The following is an 18,403-nucleotide window of genomic DNA, read 5'->3' as shown; positions in this document are numbered from 1 at the left end:
CGCCCGGCCGCGCGACCGAGTGCCGATCCGACCGCAGGTACGGCTTACTGCCAGCCGAAACGGCGGATGTAGACCCGCTTCATCGCCGTGGTCAGCAACGCATAGCCCAGCACGATGCCGGCCATCCAGGGGAAGTACGTGAGCGGCAGGGCCTGCAGCTTGAAGTACCCGGCCAGCGCTCCCATCGGCAGGAACACCCCGATGGCCATGACCAGGCCGGTCATCACGAGCAGCGGCGCGGCCGCGCGGCTTTCGACAAAGGGCAGCTTGGGGGTGCGGATCATATGCACGATCAGCGTCTGCGTCAGCAAGCCCACCACGAACCAGCCGGACTGGAACAAGGACTGCTTGCCCACGGTATCGGCGCCAAATGCGAACCACATGACCAGAAAGGTGGTGATATCGAAGATCGAGCTGATCGGGCCGAAGAAGACCATGAAGCGCCCGATATCGCCGGGATTCCACTTGAGCGGCTTCGCCACCAGTTCATCGTCGACGCTGTCGAAAGGAATCGCGATCTGCGAGATGTCATACAGCAGGTTCTGCACCAGCAGTTGCAGCGGCAGCATCGGCAGGAACGGCAGGAAGGCGCTCGCCACCAGCACGGAGAAGACGTTGCCGAAGTTGGAGCTGGCCGTCATGCGGATGTACTTGAGCATGTTGCAGAAGGTGCGCCGCCCTTCGATCACGCCTTGCTCCAGCACCATCAGGCTCTTTTCCAGCAGGATGATGTCGGCCGCTTCCTTGGCGATGTCCACCGCACTGTCCACCGAGATGCCGATGTCGGCCGCGCGCAGCGCGGGGGCGTCGTTGATGCCGTCGCCCATGAAGCCGACAATGTGGCCGTTGGCGCGCAGGGCGTGCACCAGGCGCTCCTTGTGCAGCGGCGACAGGCGCGCGAACACGTTGTGCGTCTCGACCGCCTGCGCGAGCGCGGCGGCATCCAACTTCTCGACCTCAGGCCCCAGCAGCACGCCGTCGATGGCCAGCCCGACCTCCCGGCAGATCTTCGCGGTCACCAGTTCATTGTCCCCGGTGAGGACCTTGACCGTGACGCCGTGCGTCGCCAGCGCCTGCAAGGCGGGGGCGGTGGATTCCTTGGGCGGATCGAGAAAGGCGATGTAGCCGACCAGGGTCAGGTCGCTCTCGTCGGCCACGCCGTAAGTGGCCAGCCCTGGCGGCGTTTCCTTCATGGCCACAGCCACCACGCGCAGGCCCTCCTCATTGAGGTCGTGCGTCACCTGCCGCACCTGCGCCAGCAGCGCATCGTCGAGCGGCAAGACCTCGCCCTTGACCTGCACGCGCGTGCAGGCACTCAGGATTTCCTCGACGGCGCCCTTGCAGATCAGCTCGTTGTGGTCTTCCCGTTCGGACACCACCACCGACATGCGGCGGCGCTGGAAGTCGAACGGGATCTCGTCCACCTTGCGGTAGTCCCGCACCGGCATCAGCTCTTTCTGCAGCTCGGCATGCTCCAGCACCGCGCGGTCCAGCAGGTTCTTGAGGCCGGTCTGGAAATAGCTGTTCAGGTAGGCATGCTTGAGCACGTCGTCGGAGCCATGGCCAAGTACATCGGTGTGGCGCTCCAGCACGATCTTGTCCTGCGTCAGCGTGCCGGTCTTGTCAGTGCACAGCACGTTCATGGCGCCGAAGTTCTGGATCGCGTCCAGCCGCTTGACGATGACCTTGCGGCGCGACAGCAGCACCGCGCCCTTGGCCAGCGTCGAGGTAACGATCATCGGCAGCATTTCCGGGGTCAGGCCCACGGCCACGGACAAGGCAAAGAGGAAGGCCTCCATCCAGTCGTGCTTGGTGAAGCCGTTGACCAGCAGTACGATCGGGACCATCACCAGGGCGAAGCGGATCAGCAGCCAGCTCACCTGGTTCACGCCCGCCTGAAACGCGGTGACCGCGGGCCCGGCGGCCGTCACCCGGGCCGCCAGCGTGCCGAAATACGTCCGGTTGCCGGTCTCCAGCACCACCGCGGTGGCTGCGCCGGACACCACGTTGGTGCCCATGAAGGCGATATTGGTGAGATCCAGCGGGCTTTCGGTATGGCCGCGCCGCTCGGCGAACTTCTCCACCGGCAGCGATTCACCCGTCATGGCCGCCTGGCTGACGAACAGATCCTTGGCGGAGAGGATGCGGCAATCGGCGGGGATCATGTCGCCAGCCGACAGCGCCACGATTTCGCCTGGCACCAGGTCGCGCAGCGGTACTTCCATCTTGGCCGGTGGCCTGGAGTGCAATTGCACATTGAAGTATTGCGCGCTGGTTTCCGCAACCGCGGCCGCCAGGTCGCGCCGCACCACGGTGGCCGTGGTGCTGACCATGGCCTTCAGGGCGTCGGCGGCCTGGTTCGAGCGGCGCTCCTGCACGAAGCGGATCAGGGTCGACAGGATCACCATCGTGCCGATGACGAGGGTAGCCTTGATGTCTTCCGTGAGGTAGGAAATCACGGCCAGAACCGTCAGCAGCAGATTGAAGGGGTTCCGGTACGAATGCCACAGGTGCAGCCACGCCGGCAGCGGCTTTTCGTGATCGACCTCGTTGGGGCCAAAGCGCTTCAGGCGCTCTTCCGCCTCGGGGCTGGTCAGGCCGTCTTCGTGCGAATGCAGGCGCACCAGCACGGCGGCCACGTCGTCCCTGGCCGCCCGCTTCAGGTCGTGCGTCAGGTGCTCGGGCATGGCCCGCGACGGGCCGGGCTCGCCCAGCGATTCGAACAGCGCCAGGCGGCGGAAATGGTGGGCGACCCGGCGCGAGCGCAGGAAGCCCCCAAAAAAGGTCGTCAGGAATTGAAAGTTCATGACCAATCTCCGAGATCGGTTCAGGTGTTGCCGCTGCGCACGAGTGTACGGCAGCGAGAGAGTGCATTCATTGGGGCGCCTTGAAAGGCGGGGCAGGCTTCTGGTGCCGCGGTCTAGAATTCCGCGTGAAAACGTATGCCGTAGAATTTCACCGGTCCGCGATCGCGGTTGTAGCCTGGGTTCTGTATGTATTGGAAGTCGGGGCTGATCCACAGGTGCTTGACCGGCTGAAAGCTGTAAAACACTTCCAGGATGCGCTCCTGCCCGTAGTTCAGCGCGCCGTCGCCCAGGAAGGCGCCGAGGCCGCCGGCGGCGAGATAATCCCGGTGCGCGCTGCCCAGCATGTTGACCGCCAGACCGACGCCCAGTGCATCCTGGGGACGGCCCCAGCACTGACCGCTCAGGATGCCGCCGAACGAAAAGCTGCGGCCGACCTCCGTGAAGGCATAGGTCTCGGTCTTGTCGTCCGCCCAGTCCGCGCGGGCGAACAGGCCAAGATCCTCGCCAACCTTCTGCTCAAAGCTCAGGCCGACGCCGACCTTGGCGTGCTCGCGGCGTACATCGGCGACGTCCGGTGTGGTGCCGTTGACGTTACCAAACGCGATGGCATCGCGGAAGGCGCCCATCCTGGCCTTGTTGCGCCAGAATAGCAGCCGGGCCTTGCCCTCCTGCCCGGCCAGCTTATAGCGCCTTTCCAGTTCGATCATGTCACCGTAGTGCTCCAGGAAGCGGGTGTCGAGCGCCAGGCCGTTCGATTCGATCGGCTGCAGGAACCGGCCGGCGCGCACTGCCCAGTCGTCGTAGTAGTACTCCAGCGCGATCCCCCAGTTGTAGCCGCGGGCGTCGGCCGGGTAGTCGAATGAGCCGTGCGTCATGAACGACCAGTTGAGGAATTGCGTGCGCGGATCGTGCGCGTATTCGACTGCGTTGAAGATGTCGAGCACCGGCACGTTACCTGCGGTCAGCACCACCCGGCGCTTGTTGGCGGTGGTGGCGAACTGGTTGAAGTCCGCCTCCACCTGCTCCTCGCCACCGCCCAGGCCCCAGGTCTGGCGCAGGAAGGCGCGGGCGCGGAACACGGTAGGATTGGGCCCCGACACTTTGGCCAGTTCGCCGTTGGACAGGCCGCCAAGGCCGTGCAGGCCGGAAAACGGAACGCCCTGGACCACTTCCGGATTGAAATGGAACTCGGCCCCTTGCCACAGCCGCACCCCCAGGTCCAGCGTGGCCGTCCACGAATAGCTCTTGTCGCGCCGTGGGCCCAGGCTGTTGTCGCCCGAGTAGGCGGCGCCAAATGCCGGCTTGCGCTGCCAGACGTAGGTGGTCTGGCCATGGATCGCGAAGCGGTCCGGTTCGCCCGCCAGGGCTTGGCCGGCATCAGCGGCTGGCGCGGTGGCGGGGAGATTTCTGCTGGCGTCCTGCGCACGTGCCGGCCCGAAGCCGAGGGTGAGGAACAGGGCAAGCAGCGATGCCAAGGCGCGGCGCGACCCCAGGATGCCCTTCAGGAGGGGCAGCATCGAAACAAAAAACGAAAAGCACGAAACGAACGTCATGGGACCTCCCTCGCGCGCTTCTATGGCGCGCGTAGGCACGGGCGACCGGCGGTAAAGGGTCTGAGCGCGGACGAAAGCCGCCCACCGCTACCCTCGCGGCGCAGGTCGCAAACACAAAATCGGGAGATGGCACGCGGAGAACCCGCGTGGATGCCACTACCCGCCGTTATCGGCTAGGCAGTGGCGAGACGTCGCCTTGACTGACTAGCCGTTCAGAGTTCGGCCCGGGGCCGATCAGAACAACTGTCCATGGGAAAAACCCGTAGTGATGACGGGGCGAAGCATAGCAAAAGGCCGGCGCAGCGAGCAAATGATTTTCGCGGCGAACGGGGCTAGCGCGGGGCCTTTTTTCCACACCTCACTACTTCCGGCACTTCCCGCCGTGCAATTGCGCTAGGGTCCAGTCGTTTTGCCCTCCTGTGGCCCAGTCTCCGGGTGCTCCTGTCCCTGCTTGCGCTGCTCGGCCCGCTCTTTTCTCCGCTCCCGCTTCCGGCCTTCATACGGTTCGGCGGGCTTGGGACTTTGCGCGCGGGGTGCCTCGGCGTCGGAAGCCGCGGCGCTCACAGTGGCTGGCCAGATGAGTGTGGCGAGTGCCACCAGGGCAAGGCCTCTTGAGAAATAGTGCATTTCAGGGCATCTCGCAAAGGAAGGCGCCTGCCGAGGTGGACGCCCGCCGGCCGGAAAATGGGGTCATGCCTGATGGGTTGCCGAGGCCTGCGCCGCTGCCATATCTGTTACGTCCGACTCGCTTCGACGGGCCTGATGTGGCGTTGGCTTGCTGTCGCGGTGACGCCGGTGATAGGTGCCGACGCGGGCGTACAAGGTTGCATTGGGGTCGCCATTACCTCGCAAACCCTGGACGACACGGTCGGACCGGATGGCCGAACGGTCCGGCCCGATCAATGGAGCCTGCATGAGCCCGACAACGCCGACGGTGGTCAGCAACACGGCAAGGAGGGGTTGGCGCAGATTCATGGTACCTCCACAGCAAAGCGGGCAGACACCGCCGATGGCGCGCCGGGGCGAGGCCGCCAGCGCGGCCACGAGCGGCCCTTTCTCAATGCACATTAGCAGGTCTGCGCCGTGCTGCGTAGTGGAACGCCTGGCGCGCCTGCCGCCAGTCGGAGGGCGGCGGCAGACGCTAAATCGCCCCGAGCGCAGAAAGATCGTCACCGCTCCCCATGCGGCGTTTCAGGTCTGAATCAATCTTCTTTTTGGGTCATCCGCGCTGCATTCCGTCATCTGGTCGGTACCTATTCTGCTGCGGCGTGTACAGAATCCAGGTACGACGCCAACGCTCAGGTCAGCCCCATCCTCGAATTACCAGGGGCGAACCAGGACCGACCCTGCACTGGCTTGATGGTTGAAGTCCGGTCGTGGCCGACCAGCGTATTCCCGGGCCGCCAGCGCATGGCCCGGAGGTCCTGAACGCTTACCTGTCTCGGAGCCTTCCATGCAACTAGTCATGAAATTCCTGCACCGCGAAACCGACGCCGAACCGCGCCGCCTGAGCCAGGTTGCCCCGCGCCAGCAGGGGCAGATCGCCCACGCCCTCGACGGCCGCTCGGTGCCCTTCGCGTTATTCCTCGGCGTGCTTTGCGCGGTGCCGGCTGTATTGGCTGGCGTTCTGCTGATCGTGATCCGAGCGTAGACCCACCGCCCACACAGCATTTCATGTGTTGCATCGCGGGTTGATGCCGCAGCCGATCCCGGCCGGCCAGCGGCAGGTCTCGGAACGTCAAATCTCGTTTTTTCGCCTACGCTAACAGTAACCAGGCTTACAGGCGGCCGCTCGGGCGGTTCTCGGGAAGCCGGTGCCGCGCATCCCCCGAAACCGCTCGCGTGCCAGGACCTCACGCCATGTCCGGTAGTTGTCGCAGGTCGAAATCCCAGTCTTCCCGTTAAGCCACGAAAATGCTGGCCGCTCCTGGTCGTCATGGTTCCGAGGGCAGTGACCGAACCCTGCTGTATTTCGGCTTGCTGACCCTGTTCATCGCTCTGGCAACGCCGGCCGGCTACCTGGTTGATATCCAGACGTCGTACATACTCAAGAACCAGTTGCATGCGACGGCGACGCAGATCTCGACATTCCGCCTGCTCACGGGCATACCCGTGTATGTCGCGTTCGCTTTTGGCCTGGCGCGCGACCAATGGAACCCGCTGGGATTGCGCGACCGCGGCTTCTTCCTGATTTTCGCTCCGGCGACCGCGGTGGCAATCATCTGGATGGCGTTCTCGGGCTTCTCATACGCGGGACTGCTCATCGGGATGCTGCTGGCAATGCTGTCGTCCCGATTTATCGCCGCAGCCTATCAGGGGTTGATCGCCCTGGTGGGCCAGGAGAAGTTCATGTCAGGGCGCCTGAGCGCTCTGCTGAATGTGGTCGGCTCCGTCCCCGTCGTTGCGGGAGCGTTCGCCTCCGGGTACATCTCCGATCATCTTGCCGCGAAGGAAGCCTTCCTCCTGGTGGCGATGGCCGCTTTATCGATTGCCGTGCTGGCGCTCTGGAAGCCCGTTTCCGTGTTCGGCCAAATCTACGAGAAGCCGCAGGCCCGGGGCGCGGATCTCGTGGGCAATGTCAGGCGGCTGGTGAAGCACAAGGCCGTTTATCCAGCGGTTCTCATCTGCTTTCTTTGGAACTTTGCGCCAGGATCGGCCACGCCGCTGCAGTTCTACCTGACCAATGAGCTGCATGCATCGGATGCCGTTTATTCGTACTACAACGGAATCTTTGCCGCCGCGTTCATCCCGACATTCTTGCTGTATGGCTTTCTGTGCAAGAAAGTCGCGCTGAACAAGTTGCTGTGGTGGGGAACGATCATCGCCGTGCCGCAGATGATTCCGCTGGCATTCATTCACTCGGCCAATCTCGCGCTTGTCCTGGCGGTACCCATCGGGCTGATGGGCGGTGTCGCCACGGCAGCATACTTCGATCTCGCGATGCGGGCCTGTCCGCCCGGTCTGCAAGGAACCCTGATGATGCTGGTGGATGGCGTTCTCGCGCTCTCGGCGCGTGCCGGCGATCTCCTGGGGTCATGGATCTATAACAGCAGCCCGACGTACGGCTTCACATACTGTGTGATCGCGACGACCGCGGTGTACGCACTGATCCTGCCCTTGATCCCGCTGACGCCGAAGGCATTGATTGCCACCACGGACGGCGAACCCAATCCTGAGGTCCAGGCCGAGGTGCCGGACCAGATCCGGGGAGCTGAGCGTACATAGTCTCCCCTGACCTGGGCGCAAGCCAGCGCGGCTTACGCGAGCACGTGGAACGGACGCCGGAAGGCTGCGGGCCCGGTGTATTGTTCGGGCGGGGTTTCCGCAGGGGGCGGAAGGCCCAGCAGCGCGCGCACGTCCCGTTCGATCGTTGCGAGCGATGCGGACCTGGACAGGGAGCGCGCAAAGCGGCCGTCGAGGCCTGGCGGCAGGCGCTGCCACATATTGTCCGAGACCAGCAGCAGGCGTCTTGGCTTCAGCACCAGGCTGGCCAGGCGCAGCAAATGCCAGCCGTCGGCAAGATCCGGCGGCATGCCGAATACGAGCAACGCCGGCGCCGGCAGGCTCGCATTGCGTGCCGCCAGCGCGTCCGGCTCCACCAGCTCCACCCGGCCAATGCCCGGCATTTTGCCTAGGAGTTCGTCGGAGTTGAGGTGAAGCGTGATTCAAAACATCAGGTCGTGACGGGGTTCGCTTCGGTTGGCGGGCTCATCGCAGTCGTGATACGCGATGAAGGTATTTGAGAGTGGATGAGGAAGGCAATCGGGTGCTTTTTGACCGCACAAGAAGCCCGCTGATCGGCCCTATGCACCCCGTAATACGTTCATCCGCTTGATGTTCCACGCGAGCGCCACCAGCGACCATTCCGCCGCGACGTTGGACAGTCCGCGCAGCGAGAACTGCCGGAATCCCATCACTCGCTTGATGATGCCGAACACCGGCTCGACCGTGCTCTTGCGCAGCCCGTACAGTGCTCGCCCCGCCTTCGTTTTGTGTCGGTGTGTCATCCTGACGATTGGATCGGTGCTCTCAGGCGGCGCCGGATCGTCGGCGAAGCGTTCCATCAGCGGCAGATGATGGGCGTCGCGCTGGATCGCAATCAGCGGGGTGATGTCCGCCGCCTCGCAGGTGACGACGTTGGCCGCACTGAAGTAGCCCGCATCCGCCAGCAAAATCTCAGGCTGGCCCAATGGCTCGGGCAGCGCCCCCAGCACGTCGATCATCGGTGCGACCTGGCGCTTGTCGTTGCTTTGCTGGGTCACTGAGGTGCCCACGATCAACATCGTCTCGACATCCACCGCTGCCTGCGCGTTGTAGCCTTGCTCGAAGCCGCCGCTGGACACCGGCATGATGCGCGACTCTTCGTCCGTCAGGTTGATCTGGTCGCGTTCCTTGGCACCGCCTTGCGGCGGCTCCGGGTCCTTGCCCCGCGGCTTCTTGCCGTCTTTGCGCTGCGCCTCGCGACGCGCCACCTTGGCTTCATACTCCTGCTGCTCTTGCTCGAACCGTTCCTGCGCCCGTGCCTCGATCTTCGCCTTCGCTTCGGCCAACGCCTTCAGTCGCGCTTCGCGCCGTGCGATCTCCGCCGGTACATCCATCCCATCTGGCAGACTCTCTCGATCGGCGGTCTCGGCCATCGCCATCAACTGCTGCACTTCTTCATGCAACTGCGCTTCGATCCGGCCGATATACCCGTGCGACAGCGCGCGGTGCCTGCTCGCATTCGCCTTCACCTTGGTGCCATCCAGCGCAATCCGGCCCAGCTTGACCAGCTTCATCTCCTTCGCGATCAGCAGCACCTGCACGAACAGCTTCTCTAACTGGCTCGCAAACCGCTTGCGAAAGGTGGCCAGCGTGTCATGGTCCGGATGCGTGTTCGCCGCAATGTAGCGGAACGCCACCGAGTCATAGGTCGCTCTCTCAATCTTGCGGCTCGAAGACACTCCGGTCGCATACCCGTACACCAGCAAGCCAAGCAGCACCTCGGGGTGATGCGCCGCCATGCCGCGACCCGCGTACGCCCCACTCAGCTCCGACAGGTCCATCTGCTCGATGACTTCCACTACGAACCGCGCCAGATGACCTTCCGGCAACCAGTCCTCCACTGACGGTGGCAACAGATAGTCGGTCTGACGATCAACGGGCACGAAACGACTCATCTATGGGCTCACTCAGCGAACTGTGAATTTATCAACGCCCAACCCGTCCCGCCGGACGACTGGAGATCCCGAAAATCCGACAAACTCCTAGCAGGTGCATGACTCCGTGCCGGTAAACTGGCATGTCATCGATCACCACGGCATGCGCCTCGCGGCTGCGCCCCAGGACCTGCTCCCAGGCGGCCGCTCCACGGTTCGTCCAGTTCATCCTTGTTTCCCCCGGTTTGCCGGCGCTGGCTTCGTGGCCCGCGCCTTGCACCAGAACCAGCAAGGGGAATGCCAGCGCCGGCAAGGCCGTCCCGTGCCCTCGCGCGCAAGCGCGGGAGCCAGGCCTGCCGCGGGTTTCCGGGAGGTTGACGCGAACCAGTCCGGCCTTTGCGGGCGACTGCCAGCTGCGGGGAGGTGTTACGTGTAACGTAACGTGTTCCGCGACCGACCCGGGCCGGAAGTTCGAAGGCTATCGCGCAACATGGCCTGTCCGATCGAGGTGGGTGCTTCATGCGGCTCATTTTGTCAGTGACACCGCTATCCGGACGCCGCCCGGTGGAGGGTGACGCTGGCATCTTCGAGCGACACGGCCAGCGCCGCGCGGACATCCGGCCCGACGACAAGGTCGAGACATGTCCAGCCGGAAATCGCCTTGCCATGATGCGAAGCACACCAGTGGCCCGCGCCGGGCAGCAAATCGCCTTCGGTCGTATAGGTGCTCGGCTCGCCGGAGAGTCCCATGCCGAGCGCCTTCAGCAACGCTTCCTTTCGGGTCCAGATGCTGAGCAGGGTTGCTGCCGCATCGGGTCGCGCCTGGTCAAGCGCCTCCTGTTCGACCAGAGAGAAGATCCCGCGTCCAACGCCCCCAAGGTCCAGGCCGTCAACGCGCCGCTCCACGTCCACGCCGATGCGGCAATTCCAGGCGAAGGCGATCAGCGTCATCCCGTCAGTGTGGGAAACATTGAAAGCGATCCTTGCCGCGTGCGGCCACTGCACGACTGGCTTGCCGAACGGCGTAACACTAAAGCGCAGGGATTCGGGTTTGCAGTTCAGATAGCAGCCGATCAGCCAGCGGAGCAGGCTCCGCCGGGCAATGAAGCCGTTGCGGTGCCTTTCGAGCCGGTAGGCTTGGGCACGCTGCCGCTCATCCGGGGAAAGCGTGCGGGCGAGCGTCGAACAGACTGGTTCGACCAGGGCGTCATCCAGTACCCACACATGCACGGCGCCTTGCGGCAGCGAGCAGCGGCTCGGTTCAGGCAGAAAAAGCGACAGGGTACGACGCGCGTTCCGTGCGGTGACAAAATCCTGCTGCATGGCGTCCGACCCCCCGCTCACGCCTTGCGGCGCCTCTTGAAACACGCCAGCCGGGTCACGCGTTTGCCAGGCCGTCGTCCAGCACCGCCGCGACAACCTGCAGATTCGGCTCGAGGAGCATATCGATATGGCTGCTGGGCACTTCGGCGATCATCAAGCCGCCGCGTGCGACACGCCGCCACAGCGGTATCGGGTCGCCGCGATGCTCCTGCCGGATCGCCGCGCGCACATAGGCAATCGGGCCGGCGTGATACGGCCGCGGCCGATAGGCCGTCATGGCGAGTCCCATCGTCTCACGCACGCGCCGAAGCGCAGGCGGCAACGATTCGGTGAAGGCGTCTGGCCGGGACGTCATGCGCGCGGATCGTATCCCCACGCGACCGGCCGCCTTCCCGAGCATGTGCCTCTGGTAAGCGAAGAGCTGCGACGCAGGCACCGCGCGCAGCTTGCGCCACTGCCATCCCAGATAGCTGCAGCAGTACCGCATCCAGGCACCCCATGGCAGGAAATGCTCGCCCACATAGGTATCGAGCAGGCACAGGAATTCGACGTGCTCGCCGGCGCGCGTCAGCTGTTGCGCCATTTCGAATGCGACCAGTCCGCCGAACGAGTAGCCGGCCAGCGCGTACGGTCCGCACGGCTGCACGGTGCGCGCCTGTTCGATGTAGCTGGCCGCCATATCTTCGACGCGCAGCTGTGTCGGCTCGCCATCAAGGCCCTGTGCCTGCAGTCCATAGACCGGGCGCGAACTGCGCAGCGCGTACACCATCCCCCAGCATTCCATCACCGAGCCGCTCGCGCCATGCACGATGAACAGCGGTGTCCCGGCGCCGGCGCGCACGGGCACGAGGCTCGGCGACTGCGGCGTCGCGGCCTCGTCGATCGCCGCGGCAAGGCGCGCGATCGTTGGCGCGACCAGCAGCGTCGCGAGTGGAATCGTGCGCCCGGTCGACTGATGCACGTCGGCGAGCAACCGCGCGGCGAGCAACGAATGACCACCCAGCTCGAAGAAGTTGTCGTCGCGGCCGATCGGTGCGAAATCGAACAGTTTCTCCCACAGCCCTTGCAAATGACGTTCCAGTTGTTCGCGGGACTCGCCGGCGAATGGCAATTCGCGCGCCGCCAGGTTCAGTGCCGGATGGTTCCGGATCAAGTCTAGGCACCCGGGATTGCGCAACGCCGCGGCGTTGCCGACCGGCAGGCCGTTGACCGCATCGCGCGCGGCCGCTTCGGACAGCTTGCCGTTATGCGTGACGGGCAACTCATCGACGGCGATGATCCGGTCGGGCACGTGGGTTGGCGACGCGCGACGGGCGAGCTCGCGGCGCACCCGGGCGGCCAGCGCACCAGTCAGCGCGACGCCATCCTGCAAGACCAATAGCAGCACGATACGCTGGTCGTACCTTTGCGCGTGCGCGCGGTCAGGCGGCCCGGTGCGTGAGCGCTGCTCGACCACCAGTGCCTCGCGAATGTCCGGGATATCGCGCAGCACACGATAGATTTCGCCGGGACCAACGTTGACGCCGCGAATATTGAGCACGCCATCGGAACGGCCATGCAGCCGCGCAGTGCCTTCCGGCGAAAATTCGATGCGGTCGCCATGCGTCCAGACCCCCGGGTTGCTGCTGAAATAGGCAGCGTGAAATCCCTTGCCGTCCGTGTCGCCAAAAAAGCCCAGCGGACGTGACGGAAACGGGTTCGCGCAGACCAGCTCGCCGATTCCGCTGGTGCGGGCACCCTGTTCCCACGCCTGAACATCGAGCGCAAGGCTTTTGCATTGGGCTTCCCCGGCATAGACCGGCAGGTTCGGATTTCCCAGCACAAAGCAGCCGAGAATGTCCGTGCCGCCGGAGATCGACTGCAGGGGCAGCGGCTTCACGTGATCTCGCACCCATTCGAACTGCGCGTCGAACAGCACCGCACCGGTCGACATCATCGCGCGCAGTGCGCCGAGATCGAACCGCTGCCCCGGCACCAGGCCCGCGTCCTCGCACATCTTCAGGTAAGCGGGGCTTGTGCCGAACACGGTGACGCGCTCGTCGGCAACGAGGCGCCACAACCCATCGACCGTCGGGATCGGGCCGTCATACGTTACGATCTCGACCCCGGATGCAAGCGCCGACAACTGCCAGTTCCACATCATCCACGCGCAGGTGGTGTGAAAGTACAAGCGATCGCCGGGGCGCAGGTCGCAGTGCAGCCGATGCTCCTTCAGATGCTCAAGCAGGCTGCCGCCGGCGCCGTGCACGATGCACTTCGGCTTGCCGGTAGTGCCCGACGAGAACATGACGAAAAGCGGATGGTTGAACGGGAAGTGCCGCCACACGAAGCGCCCGGCATCGCCACTGTCGATCAGCTCGCCAAGCGCATAGACCGGCGGCCTGACAGTGTCCGGCAAGGTTCCGTCGTCGAGCCGGACGACGCCCTGCAGCGACGGCAACGCAGCAACCAGATCGGCGACGTTGTCCGCCAGCGCCATGCCCTTGTCGAACGCCCGCTGCGCAGTGTGCGCGAACAGCAGCCGCGGCGCCAGCGGCGCGAAGCGATCGAGTATCGTCTCGACGCTCATCTCGGCCGCGGCGGTCGAGAGCGTTGCACCGAGCGCGGTGACGGCCAGCGCGGCAACGACTGCATCGGCGTCGTTGCGCATCACACCAGCCACGTGGTCCCCTGCGCGCAGCCCCAACGCCGACAGCGCATGCGCGAGACGCGCTACCCGATTGCGCAGTTCGCCGCGGGTCAGGCGTACACGCCGGCCATCTGCGTAACAGGCGGTCAGCGCGGGCGTGTCAGGCGTGGCTACCGCGAGGCCAAGCAGGTTGTCCGCGTAGTTCAGCCGGACCTGCGGGAAGAAGCATGCATGCTCGCACTCGTCGCCGACGCAGACCGGCTCGGTGCTGCCGGTCCACGCGAGTCCCTGCGACCACTGCAGGAAGCATTGCCAGAACGTCCGGTACTCCCGTACCGAGAATTCGTGCAGCGCAGCGTAATTGTGGAAGAACTGGCCGGTGTGTGCCTGCAGGACCGCGGTAAATGCGGTCATTTGCGATGCTGCGGCGCGCTCGGGCGTGCGGCTATAAATGGGAGCGCGTCCCGTGATCCCGCTTGGGCAGAACGACGCGTCTAACAGATAAAAACGATCCATCCGATCCTCCACGGAGACCGGTACGCCCGCTCGAGGAAGCGGCGAGTTTTGATGACCCAGACTAATGGCCGGCGATGGTTTGCTCTGTGCGTGATCGAACGCATTATTACAAATCATTAGCAAGGACTGGCCAGCTGGCATAGATATGGCTGGGGCTTCTGGTATTCCGCTTATCCTGTTCTGTGCCATGGCTGACGGCGAATTGCGGGCCGGGGCAAGCTGACCCCAGTCCGGCACTGCCGCCAAAGCATCGAATTGATTTGCGCAGCAAGAATCGGAGTGTTGGACGACGCACGGATGCCTATTCTGGTGCTCAGGTCATCGAATGGTTTCGATGATCCTTCCGAAACCAACTGTGAGGACGTTTCAAATGAGCAAGGAAGAGAGCAACAAGGCCGTCGTCGGCCGCTGGTTCACGGAGTTTTGGGGCAAGCATGTCAATCTCGCAGTCATCGACGAGATTGCCGCGCCGAACATGCTGCTCAAGTATTCGCTGCACGAGCCCCGCCGCGGCCGCGAGGACATCAAGGCGTTCATGACCGACTTCCGTGCCGCGTTCCCCGATCTCAACTTCTGGGGCACGGCTGACCTGATCGCCGACGGCGACTACGTCGTCGGTCAGTGGGAAGGTGGCGGCACGCATACGGGTCCGGCTCACGATGACTTCCTGATCGGCGGTCTGCCCGCCGCGACTGGTCGCAAGATGCATTTCACCGGCACCACGGTGCTGAAGGTGATCGACGGCAAGATCGTGGAAGAAATCGGCCTGGACGACGGTGTGACTGCGCTGACCCAACTCGGCATGATCAAGGCGACTGCAGTCGATGGCGACGCCTGATTCTCCTGAATCAATGAAGAAGGCCCGCATTTCCGATGTGGGCCTTCACGATGATGCGCCACATCAACGGTGTTGCAATGGCGCCGCGGGGGCTTGAAGCACGTCAGTGAATTCAGCATTATGGGCGCCTGGCATGCGCAATCAGGAGCCCCGCTTATGCAACATCGTCTTGTGCCGGGCCTGGCCCATCGGCATGGCCTGCGTCAGCTGATGTACGCTGCGGTCTGCGCGGCGTTGCTGACGGGCGTCCACCCTGAAGCCCACGCCCAGGAGTTCTATGTGCTTGGCGGCCTGCAGCAAACACCGTCGCTGGGAGAGAAGACCTATGGCTACACTTACGAGTACGCCCATAACCTGACCGACAACGTCTACGCCTCCTTCTCTTATCTGAACGAGGGGCACGTCACCAACCACCATCGCGACGGCCACAGCGCGCAGTTGTGGGGGCGGTTGCTGTCGGCGGACCGGCGCTTTGCCTTTTCGCTTGGCGTCGGTCCGTACCGCTATTTCGATACCACCGTGAGGACAGCCGAAGGCGGCGCGAATGACCAGCACGGGTGGGGCATCCTGATCAGCGCGGCAGGTACCTGGTATATCAATGGCGGTCCGTGGATCCTGCAGGCGCGATACAACCGCGCGCAGGCATTCGGCAGCATCGACACCAACACCTTCCTGATCGGCGTGGGCTACCAGCTTGACCGGGGGGGCAGGGATGGCCCGGTCGTGCCTGCGACTTCGTACAACAGCCTGACGACCCGCAATGAGCTCACCGTGTTCGGCGGCACGACTATTGTCAATAACTTTGACTCACCCAGCGGCGTCGCCTACGCGGCCGAGTACCGGCGCGGCATCCTGCCGTACGTAGACCTCACGGCCACCTATCTGAACGAGGGCGATGCCCGGGTCGTGCGCCGGCAGGGTCTGGCAGCGCAAGCCTGGCTGGTGCGGCCATTCTTCAATGACCATCTGACGCTTGGCATCGGCTTTGGTCCCTATTTCGCTCGGGACCATGACGATGGTGGCGGCGTCACGCGTACGCTTGGCCTGTTTACCATGTCGGCGAGCTATCGCCTCAGTCCGTCCTGGACTACGCGCTTTTCGTGGCATCGCACGGTCACGACCAATAGCCGGGATACCGATGTGATGGTGCTGGGCCTGGGGTATCGGTTTTAGCCTGCCGCAGACACCGATCGAGTCCGGCCGGAAATGCTCTGTGCGGCGAAATGAGCGTCATCCATGGCGGAGCGCATGTGCATCATGACCTGATGTCTTGCCGTGCCATCTGGCGTTGGGGCCATATCGGGACATACCCCTAAGCCATGACCGTTGAAAGCCAGCTGAAAGATTGGCTTTCTAACGTTCGATCCATCGCTTCGGGTATGCGCCTGCATGTCCGGAACACTCTGCGCCTGAGGCTGCGCGCAGTGCGGCGTCGCATTTCCTGGATTGTGAGGAGAATCGCTTTGCGCATACGCAGCCAACAGGACTTTGCCTCCGGCCTGATGTTCATTCTGGTCGGTCTGGGCTTTTCCTGGGTCGCACGCGGCTATTCCATGGGAACCGCCGCCAAGATGGGCCCGGGGTATTTCCCCTTTCTGCTCGGCCTGGTACTCGCCGTCCTCGGTGCGCTGGTGCTGATCGGCTCGCTGTCGAGCAAGGGCGAGGAAGACCACCTGTCCCGCTGGGACCTGAAAACCCTGTTGTGGATCCTGGGATCGGTGGTGCTGTTCGGCCTGCTGCTCAAGCCGCTCGGCATGGTGCTGTCGGTCTTCGTGCTGGTACTGGTCTCCTCAATGGCCAGCCACGAATTCAGCTGGAAGGGTGCGCTGCTCAACAGCGTGGTGCTGGTGCTGATCAGCATGGGCGCCTTCGTGTACGGCATCAATCTGCAGATGCCGGTATGGCCGGCATTCATTACGGGTTAAGGAGACGGCCAAAAAATGGAACTGTTCGAACACCTGGCCCTTGGATTCTCCACGGCGCTGACGCTGCAGAACCTTGCCTACTGCTTCCTCGGCTGCGTGCTCGGTACGCTGATCGGCGTGCTGCCGGGCATCGGGCCGCTCGCCACCATCGCGATGCTGCTGCCGGTGACCTACACGCTGCCGCCGGTGGCCGCGCTGATCATGCTGGCCGGTATTTACTACGGCGCACAGTACGGCGGCTCCACCACCGCCATCCTGGTCAACCTGCCGGGTGAATCGTCATCGGTGGTCACCACTATCGACGGCTATCAGATGGCGCGGCGAGGACGAGCGGGGGTGGCGCTGGCCACGGCCGGCATCGGCTCCTTCTTTGCTGGCTGCGTGTCCACGCTGATCCTGGCCGCGTTCGCCACGCCGCTGTCGGAACTGGCGTTCAAGTTCGGTCCCGCCGAATACTTCTCGCTGATGTGCCTGGGCCTGATCGGCGCTGTGGTGCTGGCCTCGGGCTCGCTGCCCAAGGCGGTCGCGATGATCGTGCTGGGGCTGCTGCTGGGGCTGGTCGGTACCGACGTGAACTCGGGGGCCGCGCGCTTCAACTTCGATGTGCCGGAGTTGACCGATGGCGTCGATTTCGTCGCGCTGGCCATGGGCATGTTCGGGTTCGCGGAAATCATCGCCAACCTCGAACAGAAAGAAAATCGCGAAACCTTCACCGATCACGTCACCAACCTATGGCCCTCCAGGGCGGACTTCAGGCGCATGGCGCCAGCCGTGCTGCGCGGTACCGCGCTAGGCTCCATTCTGGGCATCCTGCCCGGCGGTGGCGCGGCGCTCGCTTCATTCGCAGCGTACTCGCTGGAAAAGAAGACCTCCAAGTACTCGCATGAGTTCGGCAAGGGTGCGATCGAAGGCGTGGCGGGTCCGGAATCGGCCAACAACGCCGCGGCGCAGACCTCTTTCATCCCGTTGCTGACGCTTGGCATCCCGCCCAACGCGGTGATGGCGCTGATGGTGGGTGCGATGACCATCCACAACATCCAGCCCGGCCCGCAGGTGATGACCAGCAACCCGGCGCTGTTCTGGGGCCTGATCGCCTCAATGTGGATTGGCAACCTGATGCTGATCATCCTGAACCTGCCGCTGATCGGGATCTGGGTCAAGCTGCTGCAGGTACCTTACCGCTTCCTGTATCCGGCCATCCTGGTGTTCTGCTGCATCGGCGTCTTCTCCGTCAACAACCAGACCTTCGATGTCTTTACCGCCGCTGGCTTCGGTGTGATCGGCTACCTGTTCATCAAGCTTAAGTGCGAGCCGGCACCGCTGCTGCTGGGCTTCGTGCTCGGGCCGATGATGGAGGAGAACTTCCGCCGGGCGCTGTTGCTGTCGAGGGGTAACTTCACCGTGTTCGTGACCCGTCCGCTGTCGCTCGGCCTGCTGATCGCCGCGGCTGTGCTGGTGGCCGTGGTGGCGCTGCCGTCGATCAAGGCCAAGCGCGAGGAAGCGTTCCAGGAAGAGTAGTGCCCAAGCACTAAGGACGTATCTGTCCGGCCTGTTTCAGGTCTGAAATTCAATTTCCTTTATATCTGATATAAAAGAAATATTAAGTCGATCAATGGACAGGCCATTGAATCGCAAAGGATTGCCGATCCCACGGATCGCGCGATGTGCCTGCAC

General features: G+C 63.8%; 13 protein-coding genes. 6 read left to right on the top strand and 7 right to left on the bottom strand.

All coding sequences use genetic code 11. The features are described 5' to 3' along the window. Positions 1-44: 44 nt before the first annotated feature. The 3 genes from mgtA to ACZ5MJ_RS23825 form a co-directional block, all read right to left on the bottom strand. The gene (gene mgtA / locus ACZ5MJ_RS23835; protein WP_464226128.1) at positions 45-2,807 is read right to left on the bottom strand and encodes a magnesium-translocating P-type ATPase; all 2,763 of its coding nucleotides are present in this window, start codon (positions 2,805-2,807) and stop codon (positions 45-47) included. 113 nt (positions 2,808-2,920) lie between these two features. Then, positions 2,921-4,360, bottom strand: a complete 1,440-nt coding sequence (locus tag ACZ5MJ_RS23830; RefSeq protein WP_464226127.1) for a carbohydrate porin — start codon at positions 4,358-4,360, stop codon at positions 2,921-2,923. A gap of 690 nt (positions 4,361-5,050) precedes the next feature. Then, a complete protein-coding gene (locus ACZ5MJ_RS23825; protein ID WP_464226125.1) occupies positions 5,051-5,335 on the bottom strand; it encodes a hypothetical protein in 285 nt (94 codons plus the stop codon). 478 nt (positions 5,336-5,813) lie between these two features. Here ACZ5MJ_RS23825 and ACZ5MJ_RS23820 point away from each other — a divergent pair, with 478 nt between their 5' ends. Beyond that, positions 5,814-6,011, top strand: a complete 198-nt coding sequence (locus ACZ5MJ_RS23820) for a hypothetical protein (protein ID WP_464226124.1) — start codon at positions 5,814-5,816, stop codon at positions 6,009-6,011. A 263-nt stretch (positions 6,012-6,274) separates the two neighbouring features. Then, positions 6,275-7,585 carry an MFS transporter gene (locus ACZ5MJ_RS23815; protein ID WP_464226123.1) on the top strand — a complete coding sequence of 437 codons (1,311 nt, stop codon included), beginning with the start codon at positions 6,275-6,277 and terminating at the stop codon, positions 7,583-7,585. A gap of 32 nt (positions 7,586-7,617) precedes the next feature. Here the strand turns inward: ACZ5MJ_RS23815 and ACZ5MJ_RS23810 are convergent, their stop codons facing one another. The 4 genes from ACZ5MJ_RS23810 to ACZ5MJ_RS23795 form a co-directional block, all read right to left on the bottom strand. Further along, positions 7,618-7,986 carry a DNA-binding response regulator gene (locus ACZ5MJ_RS23810; protein WP_464226122.1) on the bottom strand — a complete coding sequence of 123 codons (369 nt, stop codon included), beginning with the start codon at positions 7,984-7,986 and terminating at the stop codon, positions 7,618-7,620. A 177-nt stretch (positions 7,987-8,163) separates the two neighbouring features. Further along, positions 8,164-9,519, bottom strand: a complete 1,356-nt coding sequence (locus ACZ5MJ_RS23805; protein WP_464219218.1) for an IS1182 family transposase — start codon at positions 9,517-9,519, stop codon at positions 8,164-8,166. A gap of 525 nt (positions 9,520-10,044) precedes the next feature. Further along, the gene (locus ACZ5MJ_RS23800) at positions 10,045-10,821 is read right to left on the bottom strand and encodes a 4'-phosphopantetheinyl transferase family protein (protein ID WP_464226121.1); all 777 of its coding nucleotides are present in this window, start codon (positions 10,819-10,821) and stop codon (positions 10,045-10,047) included. A 55-nt stretch (positions 10,822-10,876) separates the two neighbouring features. Further along, positions 10,877-13,966, bottom strand: coding sequence for an acetoacetate--CoA ligase (locus ACZ5MJ_RS23795; protein WP_464226120.1), 3,090 nt, complete (start codon positions 13,964-13,966; stop codon positions 10,877-10,879). 370 nt (positions 13,967-14,336) lie between these two features. On the opposite strand from ACZ5MJ_RS23795, the gene ACZ5MJ_RS23790 reads away from it, so the two are divergent. The 4 genes from ACZ5MJ_RS23790 to ACZ5MJ_RS23775 all read left to right on the top strand — a co-directional run bounded on the left by ACZ5MJ_RS23790 (position 14,337) and on the right by ACZ5MJ_RS23775 (position 18,247). Next, positions 14,337-14,804 carry an ester cyclase gene (locus ACZ5MJ_RS23790; RefSeq protein WP_464226587.1) on the top strand — a complete coding sequence of 156 codons (468 nt, stop codon included), beginning with the start codon at positions 14,337-14,339 and terminating at the stop codon, positions 14,802-14,804. A gap of 156 nt (positions 14,805-14,960) precedes the next feature. Then, positions 14,961-15,977, top strand: coding sequence for a TonB-dependent receptor (locus ACZ5MJ_RS23785; protein WP_464226119.1), 1,017 nt, complete (start codon positions 14,961-14,963; stop codon positions 15,975-15,977). A 290-nt stretch (positions 15,978-16,267) separates the two neighbouring features. Then, a complete protein-coding gene (locus ACZ5MJ_RS23780; protein WP_464226118.1) occupies positions 16,268-16,729 on the top strand; it encodes a tripartite tricarboxylate transporter TctB family protein in 462 nt (153 codons plus the stop codon). A gap of 15 nt (positions 16,730-16,744) precedes the next feature. Beyond that, the gene (locus ACZ5MJ_RS23775; protein ID WP_464226117.1) at positions 16,745-18,247 is read left to right on the top strand and encodes a tripartite tricarboxylate transporter permease; all 1,503 of its coding nucleotides are present in this window, start codon (positions 16,745-16,747) and stop codon (positions 18,245-18,247) included. Positions 18,248-18,403: the final 156 nt, after the last annotated feature.

The sequence above is a fragment of the Cupriavidus sp. LA-1 genome (genome assembly GCF_055385985.1).
Note: the sequence above shows the minus strand (reverse complement) of the source record. Positions and strands in the feature narration are given on the sequence as shown.